The organism is Streptomyces sp. NPDC050625, assembly GCF_040654755.1.
Taxonomy (GTDB): domain Bacteria; phylum Actinomycetota; class Actinomycetes; order Streptomycetales; family Streptomycetaceae; genus Streptomyces.
Window position 1 is genome coordinate 104799 of sequence record NZ_JBFAIQ010000025.1, and the last position, 18475, is coordinate 123273.

Genomic DNA, 18475 nt, shown 5'->3' on the forward strand with positions numbered 1-18475 from the left:
GATCGCTGATGGCTCCAGCATTGCACCGCGAGGGCTCCGCTGACAGGGTGCAGGCGGGTGATGTGGACGCGTGTCCATTCGTATGGATTGTGATCATGCGGTTACGTTCCGTGTGTGCTAGACGCATCCTTTCTTAATCTTTCCGCCCGCTGTGCGGCGGACGGCGCGGTGACCGTCCAGCCCGCGTGGGCGGTGCGGGAGCGCGGGGAGCGCACGTCCTGGTTCCATGTCCTGCTGGCCTTCGCCGACGGCGCCCGGGTCGACGCACTGGCCGTGGTGAGCGGGGCAAGCGTCTCCATCGAGGACGTCAGGGCCCAGCCCGCCCTCTCCCTGGCCGACCTGACGGTCCTCGCCGACTGGATCGAGACACCGCTGTTCGAGGCGTGCGGCGTGAAGACGAGGGCCGGGGCGGAGAGGAACGCCGCCGGGGAGACGGTTGCCGGGACGGGGACGGCGTACGGCATCTGCCACGCCAGGCCGCTCGGCCCGAGCCGTGCCCGCCCCACATGGCCGCGGGGTGTCGAGGGGCGCCGGCTCGTCGCGGAGAAGTACCGCGCCGCCCGGGACGAGGGGCTCGACCCCGTCCTCGCGGTGATGTGCGCGACCGGGCGCAGTCGCCGCGGGTCGCTCCGGCTCATCGCCCGGGCGCGGGACGCGGGCCTGCTGACGCCCGGTCACGCACGGCGCTGACGGCCCGGTCCTCTCACTCCGGCCGGTCGTTCGTCGCGAAGAAGCGCGACAGGTCCTTCTCGTACGTGCTGCCGGGCGGCTCCGTCCCCGGCGGCATGCCCAGCTCCCAGTCGAGCCGGTAGCGCTTGAACAGCTCCGCCCGCAGGACGGGGATCTCCATCGGCACTCCGGGGATCAGCGCCGCGTACACGGCGCCCATGAGCAGCGCGCGCAGCATCGGGTAGTCGGTCGCGACGTCCTGGGAGCCGTACCGGGCGACGGTGTCTCTGAGCAGCTCCGACAGGCGCTGCTGCTCCGGGCACTGCACGAACCCCTGGGCCTGCAGGAGCCCGGCCATGTGCTGCCGCATCAGCACGGGCCGGTCGCGGGCCAGCCCCAGGATCGCGTCGATGGCCCTGGCCAGCAGCTCCCGGCCGTCCTCGGTGCGCGGCTCGCGCTCCAGGGCCTCCTGCAGCGTCCGGTGCATCAGCCGGTGCACCGCGGACTGCACCAGCTGGCGTTTGCCGGGGAAGTAGTACGACACCAGTCCGCGTGCCGAACCCGCCCGGTCCGCGATGTCACCCAGGGTCGTGGCCTCGAAGCCGTGCTCGCCGACCAGCTCGACCGCGGCCTGCAGGAGCCGCTCCCGGGAACGTCGGCGCAACTCTTCATTGACCGAGGCGCTGCGCGGGGACATGCTGTAACTCCTGCGTTGACTGGCTGCCAGCCAACTATACTCAACGCGGTAGGGCCCGGCTTCTGCGCGGGTCCGTTCAGGGCTGCCGTCCGTCTGGGGCGACGCGGGGGATCGTCTCAGGCGGGCGGCGTTTTCCTCCCTACGACGGTGAACCGGGGGCGGGCCGGTCCATCAGGTCCAGCACCGGCAGCAGCGCGTCCGGTCGCTCGGCGCACGGCACATGGTCCACGAAGTGAACCCGGCAGCCCAGCGCGCTCGCGCCACCGTCCGCGGGGCGGCTGTCGCCGACCATCAGTACGTCCCGTGGATCGGCGCCGAGCGCCGAGCAGGCGGCGGAGAACAGCCGTGGATCCGGCTTCTGGACACCGTGTTCGTACGACAGGACGTACGCGTCCACGTAGGGGTCGAGGCCGTGCTCGCGGAACACCGGGCGCAGGTCCCAGCCGATGTTGCTGACGATGCCGACCCCGATCCCGCGCTCGCGGAGTGTTTGCAGCACCTCGGCGGCGTCGGGGTACGGGGACCAGGCGGCCGGGGACATGTGCCGCTCGTACAGTGCGTCGTGCAGCGTGGGGTCGGGGAGCCGGACCCGGCGGGACAGACCCGTGTACGCGGCCCGGTGCGACTCGGCGCTCTCGTCGCGCACCGCCCACACCGCGGCGAGTTCCTCGGGCAGCTCGACCGGCAACGCCCCGCCCGGCAGCGCACCCGCCGTCTCCAACGCCCGTGCCGTCTCGATCAGTTCCGGCTCGGAAAGACTGAAGACCGTCTCGGCCAGTACGGCGCGCAGCCATGACTCGGTGGACTCGATACGGAAGAGGGTCCCGGAGAAGTCGAAGAGGACGGCAGCCATGTGCTGGACCCTACCGGCGGTCCGTCCAGGGCATGGCCGGGGTCCGGCGCGTGTCGGTGCGGCGGAACGGGTCACGGAGCGCCCCGGGACTCGATGGCCGGCCACCCGGCTGCCCCTCGTACACCATCACCGCCACGGCCACCACCAGCGCCCCCAGCAGCCACCCGCCCACCACGTCCGAGAACCAGTGCACCCCCAGCCACACCCGGGTCAGGCCGACCCCGACGACGGAGACCACCGCCACCGTGAGCGCCGTATGCCACAGGACGCGCCCGGCGCCGAAGCGGCGCAGCAGCCACAGCAGCAGGCCGCACACCACCGTGGCGGTCATCGCGTGACCGGAGGGGAAGGCCGCGTAGTGGGCGGAGTCGACGGGGTCCGGCCAGACCGGGCGCGGGCGGCCGACGGCCGCCTTCAGCGCCTGCTGGGCCAGCGTGCCCAGCGCGCAGACGACCTCCAGCCACAGCGCCGCCCGCCACGCCGAGCGGCGCCACACGAGCCACAGCGCGGCCGCCGCGGCCACCAGGCGCATGGTCAGCGGGTCCCAGACCCAGTCCGTGAGGATGCGGAAGAAATGCGTGAGGCCGTGTTCGTCGAGCGCCCAGCGGTGGGTGGTGTGGGCTATGTGCCCGTCCAAGGTCATCAGGGGGCGCCACTCGACCGCGACCAGGGTCAGCAGCGCCGCACAGAGCACGGTCAGGGCGGCGATGGCGAGGACGGCCGGGCGGTGCATGCCGTGATCTTCCCCGACGCGTGGGGCCGGAGGCCAGCCCGGTGCTCGCCGGCGGCTCAGCCGAGTGCGCGCAGCCCCGGGACGAGTGTCACCAGCACCGGGATCACCGGCACGAGCGCCGCTGCCGCCGTCAGCTTCAGGCGGCGCAGCGCGGTCAGCCGGTCCGGGGGAGTGAGCAGCCGGTGCACCCGCTCCGGGACATGGGTCTGCGAGGTGGCGCCGGGGCCGAACACGCCACGGTCCTCGTTGAGTTCGACCAGCGCCAGCGCGATGGTCAGCCGGCCGAAGCGGCGCGACGCCATGTCGTCGGCGGCCAGCTCGACCAGCCGGTGCATCTCCTCGCGGAACGCGGCGAACACCGGGACCTGCGGGAATCCGCCCGCCAGCGCGGCCGAGCAGTACAGCAGCCAGTGGTGCCGGGCCCGTGCGTGGCCCTGCTCATGGGCGAGTACGGCGTCCAGCTGCCGCCCCTTCAGGCGGCGCAACGCGGCCGTGGTGATGACGAGTTGAGGTGCGGCGCCGGGCAGCCACCAGGCGCCCGGCCGCTCTCCCTCCAGCACGACGAGCCGTCCGCCCACCGGCTCCTCGCCCGGCAACATCGGGGCGCGCACCAGGAGTTCGGCCCGCCGGTGGCGCCGCCGCGCCCCGGCCCGTACGACCTCGCGGACCAGCATCGCCCCGCTCCACAGCCCGCCGCAGGCGAGCGCCACCGCGGTCGCCGCCGCCCAGGGGCCGGTCGAGCCGAGGCCGTACGCGTCCACGACGGCGCTCGGCGCCGGCGCGAACACATGCCCACGCACCGCCTGCCAGGCCGCCGCCGCGCTGAGGGTCATCGACAGCGCGCAGCACAGCAGTACGGCCGCCACGACGCACTGCCACACCCACAGCGCGACCACCGGTTCCCGGTCCGGCCAGTCGGCCCGGGCGAGCAGCCGGGGAGCGACAACGGCGGTCAGGGCGCCGAGCAGCAGCAGTGCCACGGGGACCATCATGAACAACAGCCTAGGAGCGTCGGGCCGCCCGCGGGTACGGTCCGTCGTGGCAAGTGACGCAGACAACGCTTTCGTACGGCGTGCCGCACGGCGCCCGTCACAGCGTGAGCAGCATCGCCAGCATCCCGATCCCCATCGACAACCGGCACGCCCGGGCCAGCTCCGGCCGGTCCCCCCATCCGGCGACGGCCCCGGTGGATCCCGCCGCGGCGGCGGGGATCAGCCGGACGCCGGACAGCAGCACATAGCCGGTGAAGTAGACGAGCAGCAGCCCCGTGACCACGGGCACACCGGTGCCGCCGTGCGCATGGTGATGAGGTTCCGGGGAGCCGGCCATCACGATCGCCATGTAGACCATCGCCGCGGTGCCCACCAAGTGGTGCAGATGGTGCGGGTGGCCACGCGCGGCCCACAGGGCGCGCAGCGCGGCCGCGCCGAACACCACCGCGTACAGCGGCCACGTCCACGACGGAGGGGTGAACACCGCCGCCGGCACGGCCATGGCGGCCATGCCGAATCCCATCAGCGCCTCGCCGCCCGCGGCGCGCCGCTGCTCCTCGACGCTGCTGCGCATCCGCAGCAGACAGTAGGCGCCGGTCGCCGCACACAGCGCGACCAGCAGCCAGCCGGGCGAAGCCGGTCCGTGCACGCGCACCTCCCCGCTTTGCGCTTCACGATCCGTCGATGGTTGCGATGCCCGCGACATGCGGCGCGCACGCAAGCGCAAAGAGGTACACGGGGAGCACTCGGCGGAGCACAGCAGATGACGAAGGGGTGCGGGCGGAACGGTGGCAGATGCTTCACTGATAAAATACATGCTAAATTGTTGGTATGAGCAGTGCGACCCCCCTCCGTCTCCCCCTCGCCGGGGTGCTGCGCCTCGGCCGGCCCTCGGACATCTGGTTCAAGCCCGCGCTCAGCGTGGTCGCCGCGGTCGCCCCGCCCAATCTCACCCTGCTGGCGCTCGGCAGACTCGACCTCGCGATGTACACGATGGCCGGATCCCTGTGCGCGCTCTACGGCCACAACCGCCCGTACGCCGCACGGGCCCGCGCCCTGGCCCTGGTGGTGCTCGGCATGGTCGGCGGGCTCGCGGTGGCCCTGGTCGCCGCGTCGCTCACCACCGACGCCGTCGCCCTGGTCACCGTCGGCGCGCTCATGGCCGCCGTGCAGAAGGCGCTGTGCGACGCCGGCCGCGTCGGCCCACCGGGGAACGTGGTGCTGACCTTCGTCAGCTCCGCCTCGCTCTTCGCCCCGCAGACCCTCGGGCAGGTGCCCGGCCATGTGGGGCTCGCGCTCGCGGCGGGCGGCTGGGCGTGGCTGGTCGGCATGGCGCCGGGGCTGGTCCGCCCGCACGGCCCCGAGCGCCGCGCCACCGCCCACGCGCTGAGGGCCGCCGCCGCGTACGCCGCCACGCGCGGCACCGCCGACGGCCACGCCCGGACCCGAGCAACCGCGGCCGCGGCCGTGCAGGCCGCCTGGCAGTCACTGCTCGCCACGGCCGCCCGCCCGGACCGCGCCCGTCGCGCCCTCGAACGGCTCGTCGTCCGCGCCGAGGTCGCCCTCGCCGCGCCGGCGGACGCGGACCCCGACCGGCTTCGCGCCTGGGCCCGCGACCTGCGCGGCACCGGACGCATCCCGCGCGCCGACCACCCCGAGGAGGCCGCCGACGAACTCCTCGGTGTGGACGCCGAACTCGCCGCCCCACGTCCTCCGCTGTGGCGCGGGCTCGGCCCCCTCACCCCTGTCGCCGCCCGCACCGCCCTGGGCTGCGCCCTCGCCGGATACGCCTCCCTCGCCCTCGGTGTGGGCCGCCCCTACTGGGCCCTGGTCACCGCGGCGTCCCTCTACCAGGCCAATGTCACCCTCACCTGGGGCCGGGGCGTCCAGCGGGTCGTCGGCAACCTCGTCGGGGTCCTCGTCTTCGCCGCGGTCGTCCCGCTCGCCCATCTCCACCCGGCGGCCCTCGTGCTGTGCTGTCTGGCCCTCAACTTCGGCGCCGAGGCCCTGATCGGCCGCAACTACTGGCTCGGCAGCGTCTGCGTCACCCCGATGGCCCTGCTGATCACCGAATTCGCCCGGACGCAGGACTCGGGCCGGCTGATCACCGAACGGATCGCGGACACCCTCGTCGGCGCGCTGGTCGGGTTCGCCGCGGCCGTGGCCGTCACCAACCGGCGGGCCGGCGACCGCGTCGAGCACGCGTTGACCGCCGTCGAACGGGCCCGTGAGCACGCGGCACGCCTCCTGGCCGAGCCGCGTCCGGCGCCCCGGACCCTGGAGCCGGCCCGCCGCGCACTCGTGGCCGCGCTGGCCGAACTGCGCGCCACGGCCGACGCCGCGTCCGGCGAGTGGTGGCAACGTGCGCTCCCCCAGGAGCGGGTCGTGCTCGTCGAGCAAGCCGGACACCGTACGCTCGCCGCGACGGTACGACGCACGGAGCTGCAGTCCCGGGCCGGTACGAAGGCCACGAAGACTGCGCAGTCGACGACGACAACGGAGGACGTACGGCCATGACGGCGACGAACGGACGACCGGCGGCCGGCAACGACGCGGCGAGGGGTGACACCGTCGCCGTGGTCGTCCGGCAGTGGCAGGCCGTCCACCCCGAGCTGGACACCGGGCCCATGGAGATCATCGGCCGCATCAACCGCTGCGCCGCCCTCCTGCAACAGGCCGAGGACGCCCCGCTGCGCCGCGCCGGCCTCAGCCGACCCGAGTTCGACCTGCTCGGCGCGCTGCGCCGCACCGGCCACGAACTGACCCCGAGCGAGCTGGCCCGGGAGACCTTCTCCTCGGGGGCCGCCGTCACCAAGCGCCTCAAGCACCTGACCGAGCGCGGCCTCGTCGAACGCCGCGGCGACACCCGCGACCGGCGCGTCGCCCACGTCCGCCTCACCGACAACGGCCGCGACCTCGTCGACGGCATCCTCCCCGAGCAACTGGCCTACGAGGCAGCCGTACTGTCGGCGCTCGCCCCCGAGGGCCAGGGACAACTGGCAGGCCTGCTCGCCGAGTTGCTGAGCCGGCTCGAAGGCCGGATCGGCGTGCTGCCCGTCTGAGGCACCGGGCGCGACCCCCACGGGCAGCGCTCGGCGCACGCACCGGTCAACGACCGGGTGACGGTGACACCGCCGGTCCGACGGGTCAGGCCCGGTCGCCCTCCGCGTACACCCCGAAGGCCGCACCCTGCGGATCCCGCAGCACCCCGATGCGCCGGACGCTCCCCATCGACATCGGCTCCGCCAGGACCGAACCGCCCGCCGCGACCGCCACCTGCACCGTCGCGTCCACGTCCGTGACCGCGAAGTACGGCATCCAGTGCGGCGGCACCTCGGGCGGGAAACGGTCGCCCATGTCCGTCATCCCGCCGAAGTCCTCGCCGCCGATGCCCCACTGCGTGTACCACTCAGAGGAGTTCACGGTCCATCCGAAGACCGTGGTGTAGAAGTCCCGCGCCCGGTCGAGCTCGCGGGTCGCGAGCTCGACCCAGCCCAGCGATCCGGGCGCGTTGAACAGCCCGGCCCCCGGGAACGCGCGCGCCTGCCACAGCTGGAAGGCCGCGCCCGTCGGGTCCAGGGCCACGGCGAAGCGCCCGACGTCGAAGACGTCCATCGGGCCGAGGACCACGGTCCCGCCCGCCTCCTCGACCTTCCGCGCCGCCGCGTCCGCGTCCGCCACCGCGAACGACACGTTCCACGCGACCGGTTGGGACTCCTGGTACAGCGGGGTGAGCGCGGCGACCGCCGCGTCGCCCATGTGCGCGACCGTGTAACCCCCCGCCTCCTGGCGCGGATCCGTCTCCGGAAGCCAGCCGAACAGGTCCGTGTAGAACCGCTTGGCGCCCTCCAGGTCGTTCGTCCCCAGTTCCGTCCAGCAGGGTCCGCCGGTCACCGGCTTGTCGAACTTCATGGCACTCCTCCGGGCGAGGAACCGTCCCCTCTCAGCACGCTAGTCCCGCCGTCCCACACCGGCCATCGGGAAACCCCTCGCGCGGCGCCCCGGCACGCCCGTACACTCGTCCCGTACCGCATCGCATGGCGGCCTCCCACGACGGTTCCCGACCGGAGGTCACGCATGCCCGAGGTACGCCCCTTCCACCGCGACGACCGCGACCAGCTCACGGACCTGGTGAACGCCCATGTGGCCGCCGTCGTCCCCGGAGTCTCCGTCTCCGTGAACACCGTGCTCAGCAGCCTGGAGCGGCGGCCGGACGAGTTCCTCACCGACCCGTGGGTGAGCGAGCGCATCACGCTGGTCGCCGAGCAGCGCCGGCACGTCGTCGCCGCGGCGCATCTGCTGCGCTACCGCGCCGACGCCGCGGTGGGCCCGGACTACCGGGACACGGGCGAGATCGGCTGGTTCCTGTGGCATCCGGCGGCCTCCTGCCGGCCGGACACCGAGGCGGCCGCCGATCTGCTCATGAACGCCTGCCTGGCCCGGCTCGCCCGCTGGAACGTCCGCACCCGGCACGCCTCCGGCGACCTGCCCGCGCCCGCCGCCTACGGCCTGCCCCGGAACTGGCCGCACGTCCGGGCCGTCTACGAACGCGCCGGATTCCGGCACACCGGCACGACGGAGGTGATCCTGCTCGCCCGGCTCACCGGCCTGCCCCGGCCCGAACCGCGCCCGGGCGTCACGGTCGAGCGCACGTTGGGGGAGTGCGGCACGCGCTTCACCCTGTACGCGGCGGGATCACCCGTGGGCTTCATCGAGGTCGACACCACGCCGGCCCGCCCCGAACGCCACGCCCGCGCCGCGGGCCTGGCCGACATCGGCAACCTCCACATCGGCCCCGGCCGCCACGGGGAGGACTGGGAGCACCGCCTCCTCGCACAGGCCGCCGACTGGCTCCGGCTGTGCGGCGTGGACCGTCTCCTCGCCTACGAAAGCGCCGATGACCGGGCCGGGATCGACACCCTGCTCAAGGCGGGTTTCCACGAACTGACGAGAACGGACCGCGCCTGGACCCACGCCTAGATGCCCGGGCGGTACCGCAGCGGATGGTCGCCCGGGACCTCCACCAGGACGATCGGGGTGCCGTCGGGATCCGCGATCCACATTTCGATCAGGCCCCACGGCTCGCGCACCGGTGGGCGGACGATCTCCACGTCCTTGGCCAGCAGTTCCGCGTGCGCCGCCGGCACGTCCGGAACCTGGAGCCACAGGCGCACGGCCGGGGGCGGCGGAGTCTGTGAGCGTCCGGACAGCTCCAGGAAGCCGCCGCCGAGGAAATAGACGGTGCCGCGATCGGGGCCCGTGCCGAACTCGCGGTAGACGGCGAGGCCCAGCTGCCCGCCGTAGAAGGCCCGGGACCGCTCGGGGTCGGTCGGGCGCAGGAGTGTCCGGCTGCTGAGTACGTGCACCATGCACCGGGAGCCTAGCGGCAGCGCTAGTCTCGTCACTGCCGTGCCGCGCCACAGATTCGGAGACCCGCCCCATGGACACCGCCGCCACCGTGCCCACCTTCCGCGACGCCACCGACGCCGACGTGGACGCGCTGGTCGCGCTGATCGAATCGGCGTACCGGGGAGACACCAGCCGGGTCGGGTGGACCACGGAGGCGGACATCCTGGAGGGGCAGCGGACCGACCCCGAGGGCGTGCTCCAGGTCATCAAGTCGCCCGACAGCAGGCTGCTGACGGTCGAGCGGGACGGCCGCATCGTCGCCTGCTGTCAGCTCCAGCACCGCGGTGACCACACCTACTTCGGCATGTTCGCGGTCAGCCCCACGCTGCAGGGCGCGGGCCTGGGCAAGCTGGTCATCGCGGAGGCGGAGCGGCTGGCCCGCGAGAGCTGGGCCGCCACCGAGATGCACATGACGGTGATCTCCGTACGCAACGACCTGATCGCCTGGTACGAGCGCCGCGGCTACCGCCGCACGGGCCGGATGACCCCGTTCCCGTACGGCGACGAGCGCTTCGGCATTCCGCAGCGCGACGACCTGCAGTTCGAGCTCCTGGTCAAGGAACTCGCATGACGGTTACGCCGTGAAACGGCCGGTGCGCTTGATCTCCGGGTAGTCGGTCGTCGCGCCGTCCAGCTGCAGGGCCCGTACCAGCCGCAGATGGTCCTGCGTGTTCACCACCCAGCCGATGATCCTGAGGTCCGCCTTGCGGGCGTGCTCCACGACCTCCAGGGTCAGCCGCCGGATGTTCAGGCAGACGGTCGTGGCGCCGACCTCGATGGCGCGATCCACCACGTCGGGCCCGTAGCGGCCGGCGATGAGCGCGGTGCGCACGCCCGGCACCAGGCGGGCGATCTCGGCGATCGCCTCGTCGTGGAACGAGGACACCTCCACCCGGGAGACCAGGTCCCGCTTGTGCATCACCTCGGCCAGCGCCCGGGCCGCCGCCACGTCCTTGATCTCGGCCTGCAGCGGCGCCTTCACGGCGTCCAGGACCTCCTCGAAGACCGGGACGCGCTCGCCGCGGCCCGCGTCCAGGGCGCGCAGCTCGGCGAGGGTCTTCTCGGCGATCGGGCCGGTGCCGTCGGTCGTGCGGTCCACCTCGGCGTCGTGCATGACGACCAGGGCGCCGTCCTTGCTCAGGTGCAGATCGAGTTCGATCAGGTCGAGGCCGGCCTGCTGGGCGGCGACGAAGGAACGGAGGGTGTTCTCGGGCTCGACACCCATGACTCCGCGGTGACCGATGGTAAGGAAGTTCAAGGTTCGACTCGCTTCCGTCGACGGCGGCTCGGCGCACGTGCGGACGGGACGGGCATCGCGGACGTCGCTGTCCACACGGCAGAGTCGCAGCCTAATGGCCGGGTCTGCCGATGAACCCGCGCGTACACGCGGGGATTGGCGTGACAGGTGGGGCGCACCGGCCCGGCGGCCGGGCCGTGCCCGCGCCGGCGCTCACCCGGGCGTGGGCGAGTCTCCCGTGCATTGACTGGCCGGATCCGATCGGTGCCCCGTCGTCGGCCGCAGGTCCGTGAGCCGTCGCTCGTTGAAGTCGAAAGTGAGCGTCGTCACGGTTTACGGCAGGAAAAAGAGCGGTGACCATGCGGGTCCGCAGAATAATTTCCCGCAGCTGCTCTTGCTGAGAGAAACCTCGTCCGATTACGGTGTCCTCCGTTCGGTTCTCGCGTGGAGGATGGGTCATGACGGAAATTCTTGTGCAGGTGGGCTCGGAGGAGCAGGTTCCTCCCGCGACCAGGGTCGTTGAGCACCCGTCGTGGCCTGTGCTCAAGGATGCCGTGGAGCAGATCCGGCCATGGCAGTCCAAGGATGGATCGATCGACTTCGACGCCGAGGGCGCCCCGGAGCGTGCGGACGCCGAGCAGGCCGTGTGCCGTGTCGTGGAGGCCGTCGAGGAGCTGTCCCCGCTCCTCCCGCACGACGCCGACTACCACCAGGCCCTCGTCAAGGACCTCCGTCGCTGGGCCGACGGCGGCTTCGAGGTGCCGGACTTCCTCGACTCGCTGCTGGCCTTCCACCCCGCCGCGGGCCGCGCGGACGGCCTCCAGCACCTGGTCGTCTTCCCCATGTACACGCAGAACGGCAACCTGGACCGCAATCTGGAGGCGGTCGTCCTGCGCATGGTCTGGCCCGAGTGGCTGGCCGAGCTGGAGCGCACCCGCTACGACAACCCGCTGTTCTGCGGCATCACGTTCGAGGACTTCACGGCGGGCTACGACACCAACTCCGCCGTCCTGTTCCCCGAGACCATAGCCGTCCGTGAGGCGCCGGAACGTTTCACCTGGGGTGGCATCTTCTGCGACCGCGAGGCCGCCCGCTTCCGCCGGGTCACCGACGCCGCCGTGGACATCCTGGGCCTGGAGCTGCCCGAGGACATCGCCGCCATGGTCCACGACCAGAAGCGCTGCGAAGAGGCCTTCGTGCTGTGGGACATGGTCCACGACCGCACCCACAGCCATGGCGACCTGCCGTTCGACCCGTTCATGATCAAGCAGCGCCAGCCGTTCTGGATGTACGGCCTGGAGGAGCTGCGCTGCGACCTCACCGCCTTCAAGGAGGCCGTGCAGCTCGACGCGGACGGCGTCCCGCAGGCCCGTGACGTGCAGTACGCGGTCCTCTTCGACCGGATGTTCCGCTTCCCGCTCACCGGCGACCGCAACCGCAACTACGACGGCCTCGGCGGTCAGCTGCTCTTCGCCTACCTGCACAAGCACGACGTCGTCCGCTGGACGAACAACAAGCTCACCATCGACTGGCAGCGCGCCCCGCAGGTCACCAACCAGCTGTGCGCCGAGATCGAGAAGCTGTACCGGGACGGCATCGACCGCCCGAAGCTGGTGCACTGGTTCGCCGGCTACGAGCTGGTCTCCACCTACCTCGCCCCGCACCCGGGCTCCAAGTGGGCCAAGGGTCCCGACGCCCTGGACCTGACCCTGCCGCCGCGCAAGCTCGTCGATGACGTGCTTCCCGACGAGTTTCCGCTGAGCATGTTCTTTGAGGCACTGTCCAAGAAGCTGAAGAATGTGATCGCCTCGACCAAGGGCATCACGGCGGACAGCGCCAAGCGGGTCGCCGCGTGAGCGACCGCGCCCAGAACACTGCTACGGAGGCGAGAAAGATGGGGAACGGGGCTCTCAGCGGTGCGGTGATCGCGGTGGCCGGCGCGGGCGGTCCGGCCGGCCGGGCGACCCTGCTGCGACTGGCCGAGGCGGGCGCGACCGTCGTCGGCGCCGACAACGACGCCGAGCGGCTGTCGGAGGCCGTGGACGCGGCGCGCTACGCGTCCGGCGGCGCCACCGTCACCGGCGACACCGTGGACCTGCTCGACCTGCAGTCCACCCGTGACTGGGCCGCCCACATCGAGAAGGACTTCGGCCGTGTCGACGGCCTGGTCCACCTCGTCGGCGGCTGGCGCGGCAGTGAGACCTTCACCAAGACCAGTCTCGACGACTGGGACTTCCTGGAGCTGCTGCTCGTCAAGACCGTGCAGCACACCTCCCTCGCCTTCCACGAGGCGCTGCAGCGCAGCGAGCGGGGGCGGTACGTGCTGATCAGCGCTGCGGGCGCGAGCAAGCCGACCGCGGGCAACGCCGCGTACTCAGCCGCCAAGGCCGCCGCCGAGGCGTGGACGCTGGCCATGGCCGACTACTTCCGCAAGGCCGGGATCTCGGAGGGCGCCGAGGGCCCGACGTCGGCGGCTGCGATCCTGGTGGTGAAGGCGTTGGTGCACGACGCGATGCGCGCCGAGCGCCCCAACGCGAAGTTCGCGGGCTTCACGGACGTCAAGGACCTGGCCGAGGCCATCGAGGGCGTCTGGAGCAAGTCCGCCGCGGAATTGAACGGAAACCGTCTGTGGCTGACCGACAGGCCGTGAACCCTCCCAGGACCGACGCGCGTCGCCACCACGACCCCGAGGTCCGCGGTTTCGCCAGTGACAACTACGCCGGAGCGCACCCGGAGGTGCTCGCCGCCCTGACGCTGGCCAACGGCGGCCATCAGGTCGCCTACGGCGAGGACGACTACACCGAGAACCTCCAGCGGATCATCCGCAGCCACTTCGGCTCCACCGCGGAGGCCTTCCCGGTCTTCAACGGCACCGGCGCCAACGTCGTCGCGCTCCAGGCGGTCACCGACCGCTGGGGCGCGGTGATCTGCGCCGAGAGCGCGCACATCAACGTCGACGAGGGCGGCGCCCCCGAGCGCATGGGCGGCCTCAAGCTGCTCACCGTGCCCACGCCCGACGGCAAGCTCACGCCCGAGCTGATCGACCGGCAGGCGTACGGCTGGGAGGACGAGCACCGGGCGATGCCGCAGGTCGTCTCGATCACCCAGAGCACGGAGCTCGGCACCCTCTACACGCCGGACGAGATCCGCGCGATCTGCGAGCACGCCCATGCGCACGGCATGAAGGTGCATCTGGACGGCTCCCGGATAGCCAACGCGGCCGCCTCCCTGAACGTCCCCATGCGGACCTTCACCAACGCGGTCGGCGTCGACATCCTGTCCCTGGGCGGGACGAAGAACGGCGCCGTGTTCGGCGAGGCGGTCGTGGTCATCAACCAGGACGCCGTCAGCCACATGAAGCATCTGCGCAAGCTGTCCATGCAGCTCGCCTCCAAGATGCGCTTCGTGTCGGTGCAGCTGGAGGCGCTGCTCGCCAAGGACCTGTGGCTGCGCAACGCCCGCCACTCCAACGCGATGGCCCAGCGCCTCGCGGAGGGTGTGCGCGCGGTGCACGGGGTGGAGATCCTCTACCCGGTGCAGGCCAACGGCGTCTTCGCGCAGCTCCCGCACGACGTGAGCGAGCGGCTGCAGAAGCGGTTCCGGTTCTACTTCTGGGACGAGGCCGCGGGGGTCGTGCGCTGGATGTGCTCCTTCGACACGACCGAGGACGACGTGGACGCGTTCGTGGCGGCGCTCAAGGAGGAGATGGCGCACTAGCAGAGTGTGCATAGATATGCGGTCACCTGAAAAGTCATTGACTATCGGGTGATCGCATTCCTATGCTCTGCGGGCATGGAGCTGATCCAGAACACCCCCGACCTTTCCGCCTATCTGGCCGCCGACGAGGTCATCGACCATGACCATCCGCTGGTGCGCGAGACGGCTGCCCGCCTCGCCGAGGGCGTTCCCGACTCGTATGCCTATGCGCGAGCCGCCTTCGAGTTCGTGCGCGACACGATCCCGCACTCACAGGACTCCGGCGACCTGAGGGTCACCTGGCGCGCCTCCGACGTCCTCGCGCGGCGCACCGGCATCTGTTACGCGAAGGCGCACGCGCTGACCGCGTTGCTGCGGGCCGAGGACATTCCCGCCGCGCTCTGCTACCAGCGACTGGCCGACGAGGACGGTGCCGGCCATGTCGTGCACAGGCTGATCGCCGTACGGTTCCACGGCGCATGGCACCGGCAGGATCCGCGCGGGAACAAGCCGGGGGTCGACGCGCAGTTCTCCCTCGACGGGGAACGGCTGGCCTGGGTGCCCGATCCGGGGTCCAATGAGGTGGACTATCCGGTCCTGTACGCTGAACCTCACCCGGTCGTGCTCGGCGCCCTGAAAGCGGCGCCCGACCGGCCGTATCTGTGGAAGACGCTTCCCACCGCACTCTGAGGCGAGGCAGATGACTCTCACGCTCACCGTGTCCGACGAGGTGCGCGCCCTCGCGCCCGGCTTCACGCATGTCGCGATCGAAGCGCACGGCCTGGTCAACGGGCCCAGCACCGAGGCGAGTTCCGCGCTCCTGGACGACGCGGCCCGCCGCCTGGCCGCACGCCTCGACGGCCGCGCTCCGCACGAGGACCCGCACATGGTGGCTTGGCGCGAGGTGTACACGGCGTTCGGCTCGAAGCCCTCCCGCACCCGCAATTCGGCCGAGGCGCTGGCCAAGCGGGCGCTGTCGGACGCCGGTCTGCCCCGCATCAATCTGCTGGTCGACCTCTACAACGCGATCAGCGTGGCCCATCTCATCCCGGTCGGCGGCGAGGACATCGACCGCATCGAGGGCGCGATGCGTCTCGTGCGTGCCACGGGCGACGAGGACTTCGTGACCGTCGCCGGGGGCGAGGAGGTCGTCGAACACCCCGACGCGGGCGAGGTGGTGTGGCGCGACGGCATCGGGGTGACCTGCCGCCGCTGGAACTGGCGCCAGGGCCCGCGCACCCGGCTCACCGAGCGGACGACCTCCGGCATCTTCCTGCTGGAGACCCTCGCGCCCCTGCCGGTCGGCGAGGCCGAGGCGGCCGCCGCCGAACTGGCCGAACTGCTGGAGAAGTTCAGCCCCGGCGCCCGGATCACACCGCACGCCCCTGCCTGACCTGCGGGTACGCGGCCGGTCGGCGCAGCGATCTGTCCGCCCGGGCGTGTCAGCGTGCCTCGGCGGCCTTCAGTTGCTCCTGCGTCGGGGCCGTGCCGCCCAGGTGGGCCGGGAGCCACCAGGAGTCCTCCGTGCCCTTGGGGCGTGCGGGGTAGGCGCGCTGGGCGGCCTCCAGCAGCTCCTGGACCGTCTCGCGCAGCCGGCGGGTGATGGCGCCCGCGTACTGCTCGCGGGAGGCCTCGAGCGCTTCGCCGACGCGGATCGTGACCGGGGTGTGGCTGCGCCTGAAGTTGCGCGGGTGCCCCTTGGTCCACAGCCGCTGCGTGCCCCACACCGCCATCGGGACGAGCGGGACGCCCGCCTCCTGGGCCAGGCGCGCGGCGCCCGACTTGAAGCTCTTCAGGGTGAAGGACTGCGAGATCGTCGCCTCCGGGAAGACACCGATGATCTCGCCGGAGCGCAGCGAGTCGAGCGCGTGCGCGTACGCCGCCTCGCCCTGCTTGCGGTCCACCGGGATGTGCTTCATCCCGCGCATCAGCGGACCGGAGATCTTGTGGCGGAAGACCGAATCCTTCGCCATGAAGCGCACCAGACGCTTCTGCGGGAGGGCCGCCAGGCCGTTGAAGATGAAGTCCAGGTAGCTGATGTGATTGCTCACCAGCACGGCGCCGCCCGAGCGCGGGATGTTCTCCGAGCCCTTGCAGTCGATCTTGAGGTCCCAGGCCTTGAACATCGTCAGGGCGAGACCGACGACGGGACGGTAGACCAGCTCTGCCATGGGCGGGGTGGACCCTTTCTGCTCTGCCTGGGAAAGGGTTCCCGGCGGGAAGTTACGGAGCCGTAGGTTTACGGCGTCTCGCAGATCGTGCCCGAAGAACGGACGGGTAGCCAGTCCTGGTGCCGCGGTTCGGCGAGATCCTCGTCACGTCGGCCTACGATCGACCTCGGCTTTTGGGTCGCCGTAGCAGTCTCGTGAATGCTGGTACGGGTGATGACCGGACGTCGACGGAGCGGGAGGCTGCGGGTGCGCGGGCGGGACGAGCGGCTCGGGGCCGCCGAGTTGGGCGGCGAGCTCGGGGAGCGGGCCACGCTCGTGCAGTTCTCGAGCGCCTTCTGCGCGCCCTGCCGGGCGACCCGGCGCATCCTGGCCGACGTGGCCCGGATGGTGCCCGGCGTCACGCACATCGAGATCGACGCCGAGTCCCGGCTGGACCTCGTACGCGCGTGGGAGGTCCTCAAGACACCCACCGTGCTGGTCCTCGACGCGGACGGACGGGTGGTGCGGCGTGCGGTCGGACAGCCCCGCAAGGCCGACGTGATAGCGGCGCTGGGAGAGGCGGTCCGACGGCCGTGCGGATGACGGTGAGGCACCTCCCATATCCCGGAACGCACTTGACTGTGTACGCCACCTATCGTCAGCCTGACCCCATGGCAACGGAAATCCTTCTCTTCGGGCGGGTCCACGTCGACCTCGCGCGTACCGCGAGCGCGCGCTGTCCGGGCTGTTGAGCAGCAACGGACCTGCACATCCCCTTTCGCAGAAGGACAACTCCATGACGGCCACGCCCGACCTCCGCTCCCCCCAGCTCGCCTCCCCCGATCTGCTGCGCTCCGCCTTCCGGAGGCATGCCGCCGGTGTCGCGGTGATCACAGCCCAAGGCGCCGGGGGACCGGTCGGCTTCACCGCCACCTCCCTCACCTCCGTCTCGGCCGACCCGCCGATGCTCTCGTTCGGCATCGGCGCCGGCGCCTCCAGTTGGCCGGTCATATCGACGGCCGACCACGTCGGCGTCCATGTGCTCGGTGAGCATCAGAGGGAGCTGGCCGCCACCTTCGCCCGCAGCGGCGCCGACCGTTTCGGCGCGCCCACCGCCTGGCGTGAAGGGCCCGAGGGCGTACCCGTGCTCGACGACGTCCTCGTGTGGCTGGTCTGCCGGATCGTGGGCCGTGTGCCCGCCGGGGACCACCGCATCGTGCTCGCCGAGGTCGTCCTGGGCGATCCCGCGGGCACGGGCCGGCCGCTCCTGTACCACCAGGGGCGGTTCAACGGTCTGCGGGATTGATCACTGTCCGTCCGGACTGCGCGGGAGTCGGATTCCGGTTACGCTGCGTTGCGAAGGTCACAGTTCAAAGCGCTTGCTTAGCGGGAATGAACTGGGTGTACTGACGAGTAATATTTCGTTCGGAGCGCGCGGCCGCCCCGACCGGGATCGGCCGCTTCAGGCGCCTATGCTGCCTGCAAGAGGCAGCCCAGAAATGACGATGCAGTAGGAGAGCCGGCGTGAGCTTGAGGATCGTTGTCACTGTGAAGTACGTGCCCGACGCCACTGGCGACCGGCACTTCGCCGATGACCTGACCGTCGACCGCGACGACGTGGACGGTCTGCTCTCCGAGCTGGACGAGTACGCGGTCGAGCAGGCGCTGCAGATCTCCGAGAACTCCGACGACGACGTCGAGGTCACCGTTCTGACCGTCGGCCCGGAGGACGCCAAGGACGCGCTGCGCAAGGCGCTGTCGATGGGCGCGGACAAGGCCATCCACGTCGAGGACGACGACCTGCACGGCACCGACGCCATCGGCACCTCGCTGGTGCTGGCGAAGGCGATCGAGAAGGCCGGCTTCGACCTGGTCGTCTCCGGCATGGCCTCCACCGACGGCACCGCCGGTGTGGTTCCCGCCCTGCTGGCCGAGCGCCTGGGTGTCCCGCAGGTCACCCTGCTGTCCGAGGTCTCCGTCGAGGACGGCACGGTCAAGGGCCGCCGTGACGGCGACGCCGCCTCCGAGCAGCTCGAGGC

The 18475-nt window shown here is 71.6% G+C and carries 22 protein-coding genes; 13 read left to right on the forward strand and 9 right to left on the reverse strand.

Annotated features, from left to right (window positions below; all coding sequences use genetic code 11):
* The first annotated feature begins 168 nt into the window (after nt 1–168).
* Nucleotides 169–690 carry a DUF6214 family protein gene (locus AB0I54_RS36990; protein ID WP_363300664.1) on the forward strand — a complete coding sequence of 174 codons (522 nt, stop codon included), beginning with the start codon at nt 169–171 and terminating at the stop codon, nt 688–690.
* A 13-nt stretch (nt 691–703) separates the two neighbouring features.
* On the opposite strand, the gene AB0I54_RS36995 is transcribed toward AB0I54_RS36990, so the two are convergent.
* The 5 genes from AB0I54_RS36995 to AB0I54_RS37015 all read right to left on the reverse strand — a co-directional run bounded on the left by AB0I54_RS36995 (nt 704) and on the right by AB0I54_RS37015 (nt 4593).
* Entirely contained in the window at nt 704–1366 is a 663-nt protein-coding gene (locus AB0I54_RS36995; protein WP_363300665.1) for a helix-turn-helix domain-containing protein, read from the reverse strand.
* Between the two features lie 139 nt (nt 1367–1505).
* Nucleotides 1506–2219 carry an HAD-IA family hydrolase gene (locus AB0I54_RS37000; protein ID WP_363300666.1) on the reverse strand — a complete coding sequence of 238 codons (714 nt, stop codon included), beginning with the start codon at nt 2217–2219 and terminating at the stop codon, nt 1506–1508.
* A gap of 10 nt (nt 2220–2229) precedes the next feature.
* Nucleotides 2230–2952 carry a phosphatase PAP2 family protein gene (locus AB0I54_RS37005; RefSeq protein ID WP_363300667.1) on the reverse strand — a complete coding sequence of 241 codons (723 nt, stop codon included), beginning with the start codon at nt 2950–2952 and terminating at the stop codon, nt 2230–2232.
* Nucleotides 2953–3008: 56 nt separating this feature from the next.
* Nucleotides 3009–3944: a M56 family metallopeptidase gene (locus AB0I54_RS37010; protein ID WP_363300668.1), complete on the reverse strand. Its 936-nt coding sequence runs from the start codon at nt 3942–3944 to the stop codon at nt 3009–3011.
* A gap of 97 nt (nt 3945–4041) precedes the next feature.
* Nucleotides 4042–4593, reverse strand: coding sequence for a DUF5134 domain-containing protein (locus AB0I54_RS37015; protein WP_363300669.1), 552 nt, complete (start codon nt 4591–4593; stop codon nt 4042–4044).
* A 182-nt stretch (nt 4594–4775) separates the two neighbouring features.
* Here AB0I54_RS37015 and AB0I54_RS37020 point away from each other — a divergent pair, with 182 nt between their 5' ends.
* A complete protein-coding gene (locus tag AB0I54_RS37020; protein WP_363300670.1) occupies nt 4776–6461 on the forward strand; it encodes an FUSC family protein in 1686 nt (561 codons plus the stop codon).
* Nucleotides 6458–7006 (forward strand): MarR family transcriptional regulator, encoded by a 549-nt coding sequence (locus tag AB0I54_RS37025; RefSeq protein ID WP_363300671.1) that lies wholly within the window; start codon nt 6458–6460, stop codon nt 7004–7006. The genes AB0I54_RS37020 and AB0I54_RS37025 overlap by 4 nt, the downstream gene beginning before the upstream one ends.
* 85 nt (nt 7007–7091) lie before the next feature.
* Here the strand turns inward: AB0I54_RS37025 and AB0I54_RS37030 are convergent, their stop codons facing one another.
* Entirely contained in the window at nt 7092–7856 is a 765-nt protein-coding gene (locus AB0I54_RS37030) for a VOC family protein (protein WP_363300672.1), read from the reverse strand.
* A gap of 165 nt (nt 7857–8021) precedes the next feature.
* On the opposite strand from AB0I54_RS37030, the gene AB0I54_RS37035 reads away from it, so the two are divergent.
* Entirely contained in the window at nt 8022–8924 is a 903-nt protein-coding gene (locus AB0I54_RS37035) for an N-acetyltransferase (protein ID WP_363300673.1), read from the forward strand.
* On the opposite strand, the gene AB0I54_RS37040 is transcribed toward AB0I54_RS37035, so the two are convergent.
* Nucleotides 8921–9313, reverse strand: a complete 393-nt coding sequence (locus AB0I54_RS37040; protein ID WP_363300674.1) for a VOC family protein — start codon at nt 9311–9313, stop codon at nt 8921–8923. The genes AB0I54_RS37035 and AB0I54_RS37040 overlap by 4 nt on opposite strands.
* A 71-nt stretch (nt 9314–9384) precedes the next feature.
* Between AB0I54_RS37040 and AB0I54_RS37045 the strand changes: the two genes are divergently transcribed.
* Nucleotides 9385–9924: a GNAT family N-acetyltransferase gene (locus AB0I54_RS37045; protein WP_363300675.1), complete on the forward strand. Its 540-nt coding sequence runs from the start codon at nt 9385–9387 to the stop codon at nt 9922–9924.
* Between the two features lie 3 nt (nt 9925–9927).
* Here AB0I54_RS37045 and AB0I54_RS37050 read toward each other — a convergent pair whose 3' ends face one another.
* Nucleotides 9928–10611 carry a glycerophosphodiester phosphodiesterase family protein gene (locus tag AB0I54_RS37050; protein WP_363300676.1) on the reverse strand — a complete coding sequence of 228 codons (684 nt, stop codon included), beginning with the start codon at nt 10609–10611 and terminating at the stop codon, nt 9928–9930.
* A gap of 437 nt (nt 10612–11048) precedes the next feature.
* On the opposite strand from AB0I54_RS37050, the gene AB0I54_RS37055 reads away from it, so the two are divergent.
* From AB0I54_RS37055 to AB0I54_RS37075, 5 genes are all read left to right on the forward strand, one after another.
* A complete protein-coding gene (locus tag AB0I54_RS37055) occupies nt 11049–12446 on the forward strand; it encodes a DUF6421 family protein (protein WP_363300677.1) in 1398 nt (465 codons plus the stop codon).
* Between the two features lie 38 nt (nt 12447–12484).
* Nucleotides 12485–13240 (forward strand): SDR family NAD(P)-dependent oxidoreductase, encoded by a 756-nt coding sequence (locus AB0I54_RS37060; RefSeq protein ID WP_363300678.1) that lies wholly within the window; start codon nt 12485–12487, stop codon nt 13238–13240.
* Nucleotides 13237–14307: a low specificity L-threonine aldolase gene (locus AB0I54_RS37065; protein WP_363300679.1), complete on the forward strand. Its 1071-nt coding sequence runs from the start codon at nt 13237–13239 to the stop codon at nt 14305–14307. Before AB0I54_RS37060 ends, AB0I54_RS37065 begins: the two co-directional genes overlap by 4 nt.
* A 75-nt stretch (nt 14308–14382) precedes the next feature.
* On the forward strand, nt 14383–14976 hold the full coding sequence (locus AB0I54_RS37070; protein WP_363300680.1) for a transglutaminase family protein: 594 nt from the start codon (nt 14383–14385) through the stop codon (nt 14974–14976).
* Nucleotides 14977–14986: 10 nt separating this feature from the next.
* Nucleotides 14987–15679: a phenylalanine--tRNA ligase beta subunit-related protein gene (locus AB0I54_RS37075; RefSeq protein WP_363300681.1), complete on the forward strand. Its 693-nt coding sequence runs from the start codon at nt 14987–14989 to the stop codon at nt 15677–15679.
* A 49-nt stretch (nt 15680–15728) separates the two neighbouring features.
* On the opposite strand, the gene AB0I54_RS37080 is transcribed toward AB0I54_RS37075, so the two are convergent.
* Nucleotides 15729–16457, reverse strand: a complete 729-nt coding sequence (locus tag AB0I54_RS37080; RefSeq protein WP_363300682.1) for a lysophospholipid acyltransferase family protein — start codon at nt 16455–16457, stop codon at nt 15729–15731.
* 213 nt (nt 16458–16670) lie between these two features.
* On the opposite strand from AB0I54_RS37080, the gene AB0I54_RS37085 reads away from it, so the two are divergent.
* The 3 genes from AB0I54_RS37085 to AB0I54_RS37095 form a co-directional block, all read left to right on the forward strand.
* Nucleotides 16671–17039: a thioredoxin family protein gene (locus AB0I54_RS37085; RefSeq protein ID WP_363300683.1), complete on the forward strand. Its 369-nt coding sequence runs from the start codon at nt 16671–16673 to the stop codon at nt 17037–17039.
* Between the two features lie 193 nt (nt 17040–17232).
* Complete coding sequence (locus AB0I54_RS37090; RefSeq protein ID WP_363300684.1) at nt 17233–17742, forward strand: flavin reductase family protein; 510 nt, start codon at nt 17233–17235, stop codon at nt 17740–17742.
* Between the two features lie 218 nt (nt 17743–17960).
* The coding region (locus AB0I54_RS37095) for an electron transfer flavoprotein subunit beta/FixA family protein (RefSeq protein ID WP_363300685.1) at nt 17961–18475 on the forward strand (515 nt) is incomplete at its 3' end.

Bases quoted from the DNA above. Each gene is read 5' to 3' on its own strand.
- AB0I54_RS36995 (WP_363300665.1), bottom strand. From the start codon at position 1,366: ATGTCCCCGCGCAGCGCCTCGGTCAATGAAGAGTTGCGCCGACGTTCC.
- AB0I54_RS37000 (WP_363300666.1), bottom strand. From the start codon at position 2,219: ATGGCTGCCGTCCTCTTCGACTTCTCCGGGACCCTCTTCCGTATCGAG.
- AB0I54_RS37005 (WP_363300667.1), bottom strand. From the start codon at position 2,952: ATGCACCGCCCGGCCGTCCTCGCCATCGCCGCCCTGACCGTGCTCTGT.
- AB0I54_RS37010 (WP_363300668.1), bottom strand. From the start codon at position 3,944: ATGATGGTCCCCGTGGCACTGCTGCTGCTCGGCGCCCTGACCGCCGTT.
- AB0I54_RS37020 (WP_363300670.1), top strand. From the start codon at position 4,776: ATGAGCAGTGCGACCCCCCTCCGTCTCCCCCTCGCCGGGGTGCTGCGC.
- AB0I54_RS37025 (WP_363300671.1), top strand. From the start codon at position 6,458: ATGACGGCGACGAACGGACGACCGGCGGCCGGCAACGACGCGGCGAGG.
- AB0I54_RS37030 (WP_363300672.1), bottom strand. From the start codon at position 7,856: ATGAAGTTCGACAAGCCGGTGACCGGCGGACCCTGCTGGACGGAACTG.
- AB0I54_RS37035 (WP_363300673.1), top strand. From the start codon at position 8,022: ATGCCCGAGGTACGCCCCTTCCACCGCGACGACCGCGACCAGCTCACG.
- AB0I54_RS37040 (WP_363300674.1), bottom strand. From the start codon at position 9,313: ATGGTGCACGTACTCAGCAGCCGGACACTCCTGCGCCCGACCGACCCC.
- AB0I54_RS37045 (WP_363300675.1), top strand. From the start codon at position 9,385: ATGGACACCGCCGCCACCGTGCCCACCTTCCGCGACGCCACCGACGCC.
- AB0I54_RS37055 (WP_363300677.1), top strand. From the start codon at position 11,049: ATGACGGAAATTCTTGTGCAGGTGGGCTCGGAGGAGCAGGTTCCTCCC.
- AB0I54_RS37060 (WP_363300678.1), top strand. From the start codon at position 12,485: ATGGGGAACGGGGCTCTCAGCGGTGCGGTGATCGCGGTGGCCGGCGCG.
- AB0I54_RS37070 (WP_363300680.1), top strand. From the start codon at position 14,383: ATGGAGCTGATCCAGAACACCCCCGACCTTTCCGCCTATCTGGCCGCC.
- AB0I54_RS37075 (WP_363300681.1), top strand. From the start codon at position 14,987: ATGACTCTCACGCTCACCGTGTCCGACGAGGTGCGCGCCCTCGCGCCC.
- AB0I54_RS37080 (WP_363300682.1), bottom strand. From the start codon at position 16,457: ATGGCAGAGCTGGTCTACCGTCCCGTCGTCGGTCTCGCCCTGACGATG.
- AB0I54_RS37085 (WP_363300683.1), top strand. From the start codon at position 16,671: ATGACCGGACGTCGACGGAGCGGGAGGCTGCGGGTGCGCGGGCGGGAC.
- AB0I54_RS37090 (WP_363300684.1), top strand. From the start codon at position 17,233: ATGACGGCCACGCCCGACCTCCGCTCCCCCCAGCTCGCCTCCCCCGAT.